Genomic DNA, 13183 nt, shown 5'->3' on the forward strand with positions numbered 1-13183 from the left:
CTTTTACTTAGGTGAAAGTAGGATAATTAAGAAGCTGGGACTCTACCCCGGTCTGTTAACAGAAGATTGGATAGACACACTCTCTTTAATGCAAGATATGAAGGGTTAAACCTTTCTTTTATTATCCTTTTGAAGTGGCACATCTTGATTACTGCATCACTTTTATTTGATGTTATCTGGTTACGACTTTTTTTTAGTAGATTCGCAGACTTAAATAAATGCCACCGATTAATCAGTATTCTCTTGCCTATAAATTCACTCAAGCTATCTAATTTGAAACAGCTAGGTTCATTAACTCAAAAATGAATATTAATAGTTACTTTACAAAACAAACAGATGTTAGAGAAATAATTCTTAAACATCTTGATACTGCCACTAAAAAGGTATGCGTAGCTGTAGCATGGTTTACCGAGACCAACCTATTTGACAAACTTCTTGAATTGCAAAATAGAGGAGTTACGGTAGAGGTTATAATTACCAACCATGATTTTAATAGACTTGACTACAATATAATAGAACAGAATGGTGGATTCTTTGCTGAAATTGGTAATGATGACCAATTAATGCATATGAAGTTTTGTATTATTGACTATGACACTATTATTAGTGGTTCAGCAAATTGGTCGAATAGAGCATTTACAGTAAATAATGAAGAAGTAACTATAGTTTCAGGAAACCAACAGCGAACAAATGACTTTATAGAAGAGTTTGATCGTTTGAAAGAACTTTCTGGGAAAATTCAAAAATATCAAGAAGCACTTGACATTTCTAAAGCCTTTAAATACTTCAAACTAATTAAGGCATTTGTCTCCCTAGGCGAAACCTCAAACATCCAATCCTATATACATGAGCTTAAAGTAATCAAAGAACTTACTCCAATTACAAATCTGCTTTTAGCTGGAAAATATGATTTGGCATTTATTGAGATAGAGAAGTTTGAGAAAAATCACACCCAACTTGTCGATGTATGTGCTATAGAAAAAGAACAAATTCTATCACAAATTAAACTTACTTCATATCAAATTGAAGCTCTTGAAATTGAAAAGACTGAAATTGAAGCTAAAATTGAACAATTCAATCACAGGTATATAATAGAATTAAACCCACTGATTTCCAAAATCCTAGCCCTTAAAAAGAAAATTTATGAAAAATTAAAAAAACATGGAATTGTAGATGATACTTTTGAGAAAATAGAAGAAGAATTCAGAGAGAAAAACAAAGAATATCAAAAAGAAATTAAAATTGAAATTCCTGAATTAAATGACGAAGACACAACGGAAATAAAAAAAATGCACCGAGAGTCGGTGAAATTGTGTCACCCCGATTCGCCTAGTTGTATCTATGAAGATAAAATAGAAGCTGCAAAAGTATTCGGAGAATTGACAAATGCCGTAAAAACGAATGACATTGAAAAAGTAAGATACATTTGGAACGAATTAAAGTTAGGAAATCCTTTATCTGACATTGACCAATTTAATGAATTAGAGTATTTACGGGTAAAATTAGAAACTTTAAAAGTTAAATATAATTACTTATCTAACGAACTATCTATAATTCAAGCATCAGAAACGTATCAAAGCATTTTAAAAATTAATGATTGGACCGAATATTTCGAAACTCAAAAACTACTTTTGAAACAACAACATGAAAGCTTAACAGAAAAATATGCAAAACATGAGTAAAGATTTACAAAAAACTTGTAATAACACACTTAACAAAAATAAAACAGGAAAATTAGATTTCGCAACTTTCAACATGGACTCATTTGCAAAAACAATGGCCATTACTGAACTCCCTAGATTATTTTATCAATTAGTTGTTTTTGTGCTTGACGCATCAGAATCTATGACTCGCGAAGGTATAACAGGTAAAACGAAAGGGAATGAAATTCATAATCAAATCACACCAATAATTGAGCGATTAAGAAACAGCAAAAATTCAAATAGTTTTGATATCAGTATGTACGCCTTTTCACAAAGCCATAAAGAATTTATTCCTATGACGACACCAAAAGATATTGATCTTGCCAGTGTTAATTTTAATCCATGCGATCATGTTGGAAATTATCAAACTTATGCTGAACCTGTATTTTTAGAAGTAGAAAGAAAAATAGAAAGTTACCTGACAAAAAATAAAGATAAGAATTCTCAGGCAATGATAGTTTTTTTGGGGGACGGTGATATTTATGATTACCCAAAAGTGAATGAAATATGTCTTAGGTTGAAAAATAATAAAAAAGCAACTATCCTAAGCTATTTATTAGAAGATAAAACATGGATTGAAGACTTATCGAAAGAAGAACTAGATAGCTTAAAATACAATATTAGAGAAATGTCAAGCACAGATGCAAATGGTATCAATTTTTTCGAGTCAAAAGTCAACCCAGAAGAAATAAGAAAACATATGATTAAAAGTATCTCAACAGTTTCAAAAATTGATTAATGTATTTTACAGTAACCCATATAGATGTAAAGCTTAAGCAGGACTATGCTGATTTTAACGAAAATTCATTAATTATTTGTGATGGCATTGGCGAATTTTCTAATTCTGGAGAAGTATCAAAACTAGTCGTGGAACAATTTATAAAAAAAGAATACACCAAATTATGTGATTTAGTTAAAGATAATGAATTTAAAAAACTTGTAACAGGTGGTTTTATTGGAGGTACAACTTTTATTAGTGCCATTAATATAAAGAATTCCCATAAGATTCAGCTAGAATATCTTGGAAATGGAGGTATTCTTCATTTCCATGGTGATTTTTCAACCAATGTAAATTCAGAAGAACCATACCGATATGGTGAAATAATGATTCCACATATTTCCCCTAATGGAGCATTAACAAAACATATTTCACACAATAGTGAAAAGATTGAATTGGCTTCTTCAACAATAGAACTCAATCTTGATTATATGACTGGAGATATACTTTTATTATTTAGTGATGGTATTTCTTCTCTTGAAGATAAAGTCATTTTAAGAGATAATGAAAACAGGTTTTGGAGAAATGAGAATCCTGCCATTCAATTTATTTTAAAGGAATTAGACATCTTATTACAGCTTCACAATAGCCTTGATACATTTCAAGATGATTTAATTGAATTTAATAATAAAATTTTAAAGAGATTGAAAGATGGAAATTATTTGGAAGATGACGCTTCATTAGGAATAATTATTACAGAAAATGTATTAAATCATTACAGAGGAAAGTTCAATGATTAAGTCACTTTCAAATATTACTGACATATCAGTTATTGACCAAAATCAAGAAAATGATATTTTATCTTTTTCCAAAATAGAATTTGATGACAAGGTAATAGGTTCGGGTGGTTTTGGTTCGGTTCATAAAGTTCAATCAATAGATGGTATTTCAAAATCAGAATTCGTCTTAAAAATATTTACGGATGACGAGCATAAACAGCATGCTCATGAGGTAATAAAGCTTTTACATCAAAAGTTAAAAAAACGTCAATTAAAAACAGGTATACCTGTATATCATGATATTCCTGAATTATTAGGACTTCCATTTTTAGTTTTCAAAGGATATGATAATATTTCAGAAAAGCATTGTGTTGCATTTCTAATGTATAATCTTGAAAAATTAAATTATGAAGATTATGGTAGTGATACAGCTAAATTATCAGAATACAAATTTTTAAGAATTCCTGATAAATTATATCTAGCTTATCAATTAACTAAAACAATTGAATTTCTCCATCAAATTGAATTTGTTCATGCAGACTTAAGTGAGAACTCGCTATGGTTCAACTCCAAAATAGTACAACTCTCGATTATTGATTATGACAGCGGTTATCATTTTGATTCGCAAGACAAACCAACTACAATTGGTAAAATCGGTCATTGGTTAAGTGGGAAATGGCGAAATATTATCGGTCAAAAAAAAGACACTACAAATTTAACAACACTTGATAGACTTTATGAAGATTATTGGCAGCTTGCATCTGCCACCTTCGAAGTAACATTCGGAGTTATGCCATTTTTCTTTTTACATGACGAAGAAGATTCAACTAAACAAGAATATTTAAGGGAATTTGAATGGCCAAACATTGACCATTCTTCCCCTTTATTTAATAAAGCTAACTCGCAACAGCATCATGCAATAATATCTTTTATGGAGCAATTAGAAAATGCTGGTGCTGAAGATTTAATTAGTGCTTTTAAAACAGTATTTAATAAAGGATATAGAAATGAAAGAAAACGATTAACCTCAAAGGAATGGAAAGAATTACTTTTTAGCCTAAATAAATCACTAAATAATTACCCATTAATAAAAAGTTTTGACTCTAGTAAAAAATCCATCCAATACAAAAATGAAGCGTTAGTATTTTCCTTTGATTCTTTGAAATATAACTCCTTATATCTTAATAATATACTTATTCCTCTTCATAAAAATTCGTTATCTCACTACCTTCAAGATAGTACAAAAGTTGTACTAAAAGCAGTAAATGATTTCGGTATCGTTGAAGAATTTATTGAGATTAATGCTATAAAAATACAACCTGAAATTATATCATTTGAGGCGTCAAAAGTATTGAGAGATTCGCTCTCACCGATAAATTTAATTTGGACGGCAGAGAACACCAAGGACGTTTTTCTATCGAACATAAAAACATCATTTCCAGATAACCATACTGTTGAAGTTGAGCCAACAGTCAAAACAACTTACTATTTAACCGCCCATGGTTTTTTTGATCAGACTGTTACCAAAGAATTAACTATTGATGTAATTACACCTACTATTAAGTCTTTTACATGGGAGGTTAACCTAAACGAAGGTATTGACAATATCGACCTAAAATGGGAAACCGAAGATACAGAGTATGTACTAATTAGCCCAAATGTTCAATCTAGCATTAAGAATGGTCTAGAACATGTAGCAATTAGTGAAAAAACGGTTTTCAAACTGATTGCAAAGGGTCTATTCTTGGATGCTGAAAAGGAACTTACTGCCTATCCATTTCCAGTTCCCATAGTTCAGCAGATCTTTGCAGAGTCTCCAAAGATTGAAATAAATGCAAACATTGATTATTCAAAGGCAAACCTTCCTTCCGACTTATTTAACATAAATAACATTCAATTCTCCAACAATGTAGTTTTTAATAATCTCGAAATAGATTCTACAGAATTGAAGAATGCACTTCATTTTCCTGAATTTGAAAATGAAAATGTCTTAATTAATAAGTTTAAAAAACAAAAAATTACATTATCAGACATTTATGATATTGTTCTAGAAAAAATAAAAGACAGATTAAACAAATGAAAAAGTTGATTAAATACTCTTTGAAGAAATTGTACAAATTTTTCCTATGGTCTTCGGGGTCTGATTTAGAGATTTTGGAAAAAGCACCAACTGATGTAAACAAATATTTCGGTATCGGTGGGACAATTATCTTTACTTCATTAATGGCATCATTTGCCGGCGGGTATGCTTTTTTTACTGCATTTAAAAACCCGACACTTTCAGTATTTTTTGGCCTTTTTTGGGGGGCTTTAATTTTTAATTTAGATAGATATATCGTTTCAACTTTTGGAGTTGGTGACGGCAAAAAAACAATTTCGAAACAAGAATTAATTGAAGCCGCTCCTCGATTAGTTATGGCCATGTTGCTTGGTTTTGTAATTGCAACTCCTTTGGAACTAAAGCTCTTTGAAAGAGAAATTAATGCCGAAATAAGCACTCAAATAGCCATAACCAATAACACAATCATCAAGTCTGGTGAAAATGATCCAATTTTAGTTCGACTAAAAAGTGAACGAATTGAATTACAAGATAATATTGAGAATCGTATTAATATTATTGAAGATAAAAGAAGCTTTTGGGAAACTGCAAATAAAGATAAAAATGACGAATGGAATCTTGGAAAATTTAGTGGGAAAACAGGGCGTGGTGGATATTATGAAGATTTAAAAAATGTAGCAGACGATGCAGAAAAACAATACACGTCTACTAAAAATAGTTTCACAAACTTAAACAAGAAAGACTACACAACGATTGATGAAATTGATGTTAAAATAAAAACAAGAGAAGATGTAACTCAAAACGATATAGAAAATCAAAAAACTATACAAGCTCAAAATGATGGGTTAATTGCAAGATTAAAAGCTTTAGATAATTTGATGTATGAAGAAGTTCCCTATTATGAAGTCAAAGAAGGAGTAAAAACTCTAGTAGATACTAAAAAAGAAAAAACAGTAGTTTGGTACGCAAAATGGTTAATTACACTACTCTTTATTTTTATTGAGATTGCCCCAATCATGTTCAAAATGATGACTGAGAGAGGAACTTATGATGACATATTGGATAGAATCAAACATGAGGCTAAAGTCCAACAACTTCTATTGCAGTCAAATATTAATGAAGACATCAATATCGCCGTCAAAGTACATGCTGATAAAAACGCTCAAAAGTTAAATGCAGAATTGCTTGGAAATAAAGACTTATTACAATCTATCGCTGATGCCCAGTCTTCAATCGCCAAAGTTGCAATTGAAGAGTGGAAAAAAGAACAAATAGAGAAGGTGAAAAATAATCCATCATTAATGATTAAATCTTAATCGCAAGAAAGCTTTCTCTTTAGTTCACTAAAGAGCCAGTGATGCCTTCTTTCAAAAAACAATCGGTTTGGACAATCAATATACTATGATAATGTCTTTTAAGCGATTCAGGAATTAAAGACAACACCATAAAAAAAACAGCAGACTTTTCTCTGCCAAAATTCAAATACACAAATCATGAATACCTTTCTATTTCTATGCTCCTTTTTATGCTTTTCTATGTTCGCACAAGCACAAAACATTGACATCCATGAAAATGTATTCATTAGCTCCACTAAGGGCAAAACTGAGCTTTTCACAAATAAAAAAGGAGAATTACATTTAAATGTTTCACCTCAGGCTATCCGTAAGTTTAAAACGCTGGGTGTGCTTAAGTATAGTGATTTTGGTGCCAAGGGCGACGGTAAAACCGATGATATAGAAGCTATTGCTGCTACGCATGCCTTTGCAAATCAGCATGGGCTTTTAGTAAAAGCCGATGAGGGAGCTACCTATTATATCAGCGGAAAAGAGCGTACCGCCATTATCCAGACCGACACGGATTTCGGTAAGGCGTCATTCATCATTGATGATACCGAAGTCGAAAATAGAAATGCATCGGTATTCAAAGTGAGCTCTGAGCTAAAAGCGTTTAAATTGGATGCCATCCACTCGCTTAAAAGGAATCAAGAAAAAATAGCCGCTTCTTTACCTCAAACCAGTTTGATCACCGTCACCAATTCCAACATCAAACACTACATCCGATTTGGTTTGAACCAAAATAACGGAGCCCCGCAAACGGACATCTTTGTGGTAGACAAAAACGGTCATGTAGATATGGATGCTCCCGTAATTTGGGATTTCGACGAAATAACAGAGATTACAGCACTTCCTATTGACGATAAAACACTAAACATTAAGGGAGGAAATTTTACCACGATAGCCAATAAGGAGGAATCTAAATACAACTATTACAGTCGAAACATCGCAATAAAACGTTCCAATGTGATTTTGGATGGACTAGAACACCGTGTTATTGGCGAAGGGGAGCAGGGTGCCCCTTATGGCGGTTTTATTCATATCAGCGACTGCTCCTATGTCATCGTTAAGAACACTATCCTGACAGGTCATAAAACTTACACCACCATAGGGTCGGCCGGTAAACCAGTAACCATGGGCACCTATGACCTTTTGGTGAACAGGGCACTGAATGTGTCTTTTGTGAATTGTAGTCAAACAAACGACATTGACGATAAGGTATATTGGGGAATATTGGGTTCTAACTTCTGCAAAAATCTCCTTTATGACCATTGTGTGCTATCAAGGTTTGATGCCCACATGGGTGTTGCCAATGCTACCATTAGAAATTCTACGCTAGGACACATGGGTATCAATGCCATTGGTAGTGGGAAGTTTATAGTGGAAAACTCCACCATAAGAGGAAGGAGCCTAATTAACCTACGATCCGACTATGGCAGCACTTGGCAGGGAGAATTTATAATCCGCGATTGCATTTTTGTCCCTAACGGTGGTCAATCATCTCAAGCCAGTTTAATAAATGGTTACTATACTGGGTTGCATGATTTTGGTTACACTTGTTATATGCCTGAAACAATCACCATTGAAAATCTAAAAATAGACGATTCTAACCATCCAGATGATTACGAAGGACCCGCTATCTTCTCCATTTTCAATTCTGATAGAACTGATGACACTTATAAAGAGGAATATCCTTATGTGTTAACAAAGGAAGTGATTCTTAAAAATGTGACAACAGCAAGTGGCAAACCGGTGAGAATTAGTGAGAATCCCGTTATGTTTAAGACTGTGAAGATTATCACCAATTAAGTCATTAGTCTTTTAACTTATTAAGTATTACTTCAAAAGCCTAAATTTATCTACTGCTGGAAGAAAGAGAATACCCTAAACCTTAGATAAAAAACATAATTAAATAAACCAAAACACAAGAACATCGTAACTGTAGTATAAGAGATTCACTTAATTATACGAAACATGAAAAAGCCAGATTTTAGTCAGTTAAGCGTTGTTTACGTCAATTGTACCTTGACAAAGTCGCCAGGCAAGAGTCATACCGCTTCTCTGATGGACGTCTCCAAGGCCATTATGCTTAAAGAGAAGGTGAAGATTGACGAGATTCGTTTGGTAGACCATGATGTAGCCAGTGGTATATATCCAGACATGACGGAATATGGCTGGAAAAAAGACGAGTGGCCTTCCCTGTTTAAAAGAATTATTGAAGCCGATATACTTATCGTGGGAACGCCCATTTGGCTTGGAGAGAAATCTTCTGTTGCACAAAAACTTATTGAACGCCTATACGCCATGAGTAGTAAAACCAACGACCAAGGTCAATACATATATTATGGCAAAGCTGGTGGATGCATCGTTACAGGGAATGAGGATGGCGTAAAACACTGTGCCATGGGCATATTGTATTCACTTCAACACGTTGGTTATACCATATGTCCACAGGCAGACGCTGGTTGGATTGGCGAAGTAGGACCTGGTCCTAGTTACGGCGACAAAGAATGGAAAGGTAAAAAGTTAGACAAGCCTGTTGGTTTTGACAGCGATTTCACCAACCGAAATACGACATTTATGACCTATAATTTGCTTCATTTAGCCGCCATGTTTAAAGCCAATAAGGGTTATCCAAATTATGGTAACTCAAGGAAAGACTGGGATAACGGAGAACGTTGGGAATTTGAAAACCCAGAATACAGATAAAAGCGATGCATTATGGCATTTCTGAAAAAGTTACCTTTTTATTCCTATTCTGATGGGGATACAAGGCCTTTCTATTTTGGAATTTAAGAATACCCTTTTTCTATTTTACTAGCATTTTTTATCGTAGTACTTTCATTCTAACCTTAAACGCCTGATGGAAGATGTAGCAATAAAACTGCAGAAATAGACCTAGAAACACTCGCCCAAAAGTAACTTCATTTATACTCTACAGCATGGTAGTCTATCTTATCAATATCTAATTTTGGATTTTGAAAGTAGTGAATTTTTTAAAGTAAAAGCCCATACCTCGGTCACAACTTACCTCTATAATTAAACCCGCTTTATGCATTAGAAAATATCTCGATTTTATCGGAGCCGTAGCTAAATTGCTTCAAATTAGTTTGTAAACCCATTTAAACTCAATCAACAGAACCCTTCGACATTAGCTGAGGGTAAACCGCTATGCTAATCTCGTTTAAATGTTTGATTTATTCCACTTTAAAAATCATTACGATTCTCCAATGCATAAACCGGGGTTAAAAACTCTTCCCTAACCCTACGGTCTGGTCTGAGGACAGATAGTAATATCTCTAAAACCATGTGCTTTTAAGGCATTAAGTAACCATCAGAGTTTCATGCATCATAGAAAAGGGCTTAGCGTGGATATCCTCAAGAATTCGCTAGGCTGTGCGAAAGGTTTATAAAATACTGTTTGTAAGCCAACGCTATTTTAAGCCAATCCTATCAACGATGAGAAACATGGTCAATTAGATGCGATCATTTTAGTTCTCCTTTTCTTCTTCTAGCTAAGCCAAGTCAAATGCTTGATTCATCAAAAAGGAGACTTAAGCACATCTTGCGTTAAATTATTTCAAAGCAATAAAAAATCAGTTAGATTAGATTTTCACAAACGGTATAACTGCCGAATTTCTATTATTATTCACTAGCTGTCAGACTATTATGAAATTGTTCTTTTTAATACTCTTTTCAGTGATATCTTTCATAGCTTATCCTCAGTCAGAGCCTGATTTCAAGGATTTGTTTTATACCAATATGCAACATGGTGTGTCATGCTATAGGATACCGGCACTAATTACTGCTCCAAACGGGAACTTGCTGGCGGTTATTGACCAGAGAGTTCCTTCTTGCGGTGACTTAAAATGGAGTAAAGACATCAACATCGTTTTGCGTCGCAGTGTCGATAATGGCGACACATGGTCTGAAATTGAAACGATAGTGGATTACCCATTTGGGAAATCAGCTTCCGACCCGTCCTTGATCCTTGATAAAGTAACGGGAGCCATTTTTCTATTCTTCAACTACATGGATTTAGACCTTGAAAAAGATGTCTATTATTTGAAAGTGATAAAGAGCATTGATAATGGAAAAACTTGGAGTTCTCCCCGCGACATTACCACACAAATCACCAAACCAGACTGGCATCATGATTTTAAGTTTATCACTTCCGGAAGAGGGATACAGACCAGCAATGGCAAATTGATCCATACCTTAGTTAATTTAGAGAAGGGTTTATTCCTTTTTGGAAGTGACGATCACGGCGAAAATTGGCACTTCATTGATACACCAATCAAACCAGCGGATGAATCCAAAATTGTCGAGCTAGCGGATGGCACCTGGATGATTAATAGCCGCGTGCCAGATAAGGGATTTAGATATGTCCATACCTCCACCAATCAGGGCAAAACATGGCTTTCTGAACCAGATACCTCCCTTATTGATCCAGCCTGTAATGCCAGTTTCATTAGGTATACCTCCATAAAAGAGGGTCATGACAAAAACAGACTGCTGTTTGCTAATGCAAATAGTAAGGATGATCGTAAAAACATGACCATCAGAATTAGTTATGACGAAGGTAAAACCTGGGCCGCAGGGAAAACCATCTACGCCGAAAGTTCTGCCTACCCTTCCATGACAATACTTTCAAACGGTGATATTGGTTTGTTCTTTGAAAAAGACGACTATCAGAAAAATGTATTTACCCGTGTTTCTTTAGATTGGCTAACAAATGGCAAAGACAGCTATGTAGCACCTCATTAGTAAGGATAGGGCGTATACCAAAAGTCATTATCATTATACATACTTTTCCATTATCCGCTTAAATTTAAGTGTATTTTTAAAGTGTTTTAAAATCACGAAAGCCTACGCCACCGCTCCTAAAACTGATATATCTCGATTCAAATGAAATGAATAGAAAAACCAAGTTGATTATCTCATTTTTCTGTATAGTAAAGCTCACTTTACATCTCATTGCAGACAGCCATTCGGGGTTTCAAGGAGATGAGTTATTACATATTGAAGCAGGTAAACACCTTGCCTTTGGCTACATGGAATTCCCTCCGTTAATTGGTGCCCTTGCATTTATACAAAATTTATTTCAATCCAATTCCGTATTTATTCACCACCTTTTCTCACACGCGGCATCACTACTCATTATTATTTTCGTAGCAAAAACAACCCTTGAATTGGGAGGAAAAAACAAGGCTGTATTTTTAGTTTTACTGGCTATTATAATTGCACCAAGTTTTGGCAGGTCACAGCAGCTTTTTCAACCCGTAATTTTCAGTCAGCTATTTTGGGTTTTAGGTTTTTATCAGTTGACACGTTTCGTAAATCATCTCGACAAAAAATCCTTATGGTATCTTACCACGTTTTGTATTTTGGGCTTACTGACAAAATATGATAGCTTCTTTTTCCTTTTTGGTTTATCATCGCTTTTGTATTTCAAAAGAACTCGGACGGCCTTAGTAAAACACAAATTTTGGATTAATGTTATGGTGTTTCTTTTATGTATTACACCCAATACTATTTGGCAATACATGAATGACTTCCCCTTACTTCAAATGACCAGCAGGCTTTACGAAACACAGCTAGACAAAATAAGTAGGTTTGAGAATTTCAGGGATTTATTAATATCCCTTAATCCCGTAGTTTCTATATTATTGGTGGCCCCAGCATTGTTTTATCTTTTCTGGTCAAAAAACAGGAGTATCGTAGTTCCTGTGCTGTTCGCCGCCATTGGCATTTCCTTTTTCTTGCTTGTATTTAAAAACGGAAAGGCTTATTATTTTTATCCAATATCCTTAACATTACTCCCATTTGGAGCTATGTTTTGGGAGCAAATTGTTTTTGTGAATCGCAAATGGATAATTTACCCAGTTTCAGCTTTAATGATTTCAGGTGCCCTTTTAATCCCTTTTGGGATGCCTGTTTATAATTTTAACCGCTATCTGGAAAGAATATATCCTTTTGAAAAAAACGACATTATTGGTGGGGAATTTGGTGTTAAATACGATGAATATTATACACAAGAGAAATGGAAAACAACCATGCAAGAGGTGGCTGACATTTACGATAGTTTACCAAATAATGAAAAACAAGATTGTTTAATCTGGGCTAAGCACTACGCACAAGCTGGAGCGGTCGGTTTGTTTGGAGCACCTTATAATATTCCTAAAGCATTTTCCTATCATGGCAGCTTTTACAACTGGGCTCCTGAAAAAAGTACAATGCCTGGTACCGTTATAGCTTTAAGCTATCAAATTGGGGACTATTTCAACCCCTATTTTGAGGAAGTCACCCTGATTAAATCAATCTATAATCCCTTTGCCGATACAGAAGAAGAACTATATCAGAGAATTTACATTTGCCGCAAGCCAAAACAAGATTTCTCGAAAATGAAAGAACTATTTAAACCAAGAATATTTGAATAGAAACGGATTGTAGTGTTATAAATTGATTCGAGGAGAGCGTTAAGAATCGAGGTTTCCTTCCATGCAAACTAGGTTTAAAGTGCAGCAAACTGATAATCCAAAATATTTTTCTGGCGTATTTTAGTGCATGAAATTAGATCTGCTAGTTCC

General features: G+C 34.2%; 9 protein-coding genes. All 9 read left to right on the forward strand.

What is annotated here, in order from left to right; all coding sequences use genetic code 11:
- Positions 1 to 302 precede the first annotated feature (302 nt).
- The 9 genes from ACSBFT_RS07670 to ACSBFT_RS07710 all read left to right on the forward strand — a co-directional run bounded on the left by ACSBFT_RS07670 (position 303) and on the right by ACSBFT_RS07710 (position 13033).
- Positions 303 to 1682, forward strand: a complete 1380-nt coding sequence (locus tag ACSBFT_RS07670; protein ID WP_489604146.1) for a phospholipase D-like domain-containing protein — start codon at positions 303 to 305, stop codon at positions 1680 to 1682.
- Positions 1675 to 2442 carry a vWA domain-containing protein gene (locus tag ACSBFT_RS07675; RefSeq protein WP_489604147.1) on the forward strand — a complete coding sequence of 256 codons (768 nt, stop codon included), beginning with the start codon at positions 1675 to 1677 and terminating at the stop codon, positions 2440 to 2442. Before ACSBFT_RS07670 ends, ACSBFT_RS07675 begins: the two co-directional genes overlap by 8 nt.
- Positions 2442 to 3221 carry a PP2C family serine/threonine-protein phosphatase gene (locus tag ACSBFT_RS07680; protein WP_489604148.1) on the forward strand — a complete coding sequence of 260 codons (780 nt, stop codon included), beginning with the start codon at positions 2442 to 2444 and terminating at the stop codon, positions 3219 to 3221. Before ACSBFT_RS07675 ends, ACSBFT_RS07680 begins: the two co-directional genes overlap by 1 nt.
- Positions 3214 to 5280, forward strand: coding sequence for a protein kinase family protein (locus ACSBFT_RS07685; protein ID WP_489604149.1), 2067 nt, complete (start codon positions 3214 to 3216; stop codon positions 5278 to 5280). Before ACSBFT_RS07680 ends, ACSBFT_RS07685 begins: the two co-directional genes overlap by 8 nt.
- Complete coding sequence (locus ACSBFT_RS07690; protein WP_489604150.1) at positions 5277 to 6575, forward strand: DUF4407 domain-containing protein; 1299 nt, start codon at positions 5277 to 5279, stop codon at positions 6573 to 6575. Before ACSBFT_RS07685 ends, ACSBFT_RS07690 begins: the two co-directional genes overlap by 4 nt.
- 177 nt (positions 6576 to 6752) lie before the next feature.
- A complete protein-coding gene (locus ACSBFT_RS07695) occupies positions 6753 to 8402 on the forward strand; it encodes a hypothetical protein (protein ID WP_489604151.1) in 1650 nt (549 codons plus the stop codon).
- 165 nt (positions 8403 to 8567) lie between these two features.
- Entirely contained in the window at positions 8568 to 9302 is a 735-nt protein-coding gene (locus ACSBFT_RS07700; protein WP_489604152.1) for a flavodoxin family protein, read from the forward strand.
- 990 nt (positions 9303 to 10292) lie between these two features.
- Positions 10293 to 11360 carry a sialidase family protein gene (locus tag ACSBFT_RS07705; protein ID WP_489604153.1) on the forward strand — a complete coding sequence of 356 codons (1068 nt, stop codon included), beginning with the start codon at positions 10293 to 10295 and terminating at the stop codon, positions 11358 to 11360.
- Positions 11361 to 11506: 146 nt separating this feature from the next.
- A complete protein-coding gene (locus ACSBFT_RS07710) occupies positions 11507 to 13033 on the forward strand; it encodes an ArnT family glycosyltransferase (protein ID WP_489604154.1) in 1527 nt (508 codons plus the stop codon).
- The last annotated feature ends 150 nt before the right edge of the window (positions 13034 to 13183 follow it).

This window comes from Arcticibacterium sp. SM2516, assembly GCF_057914865.1.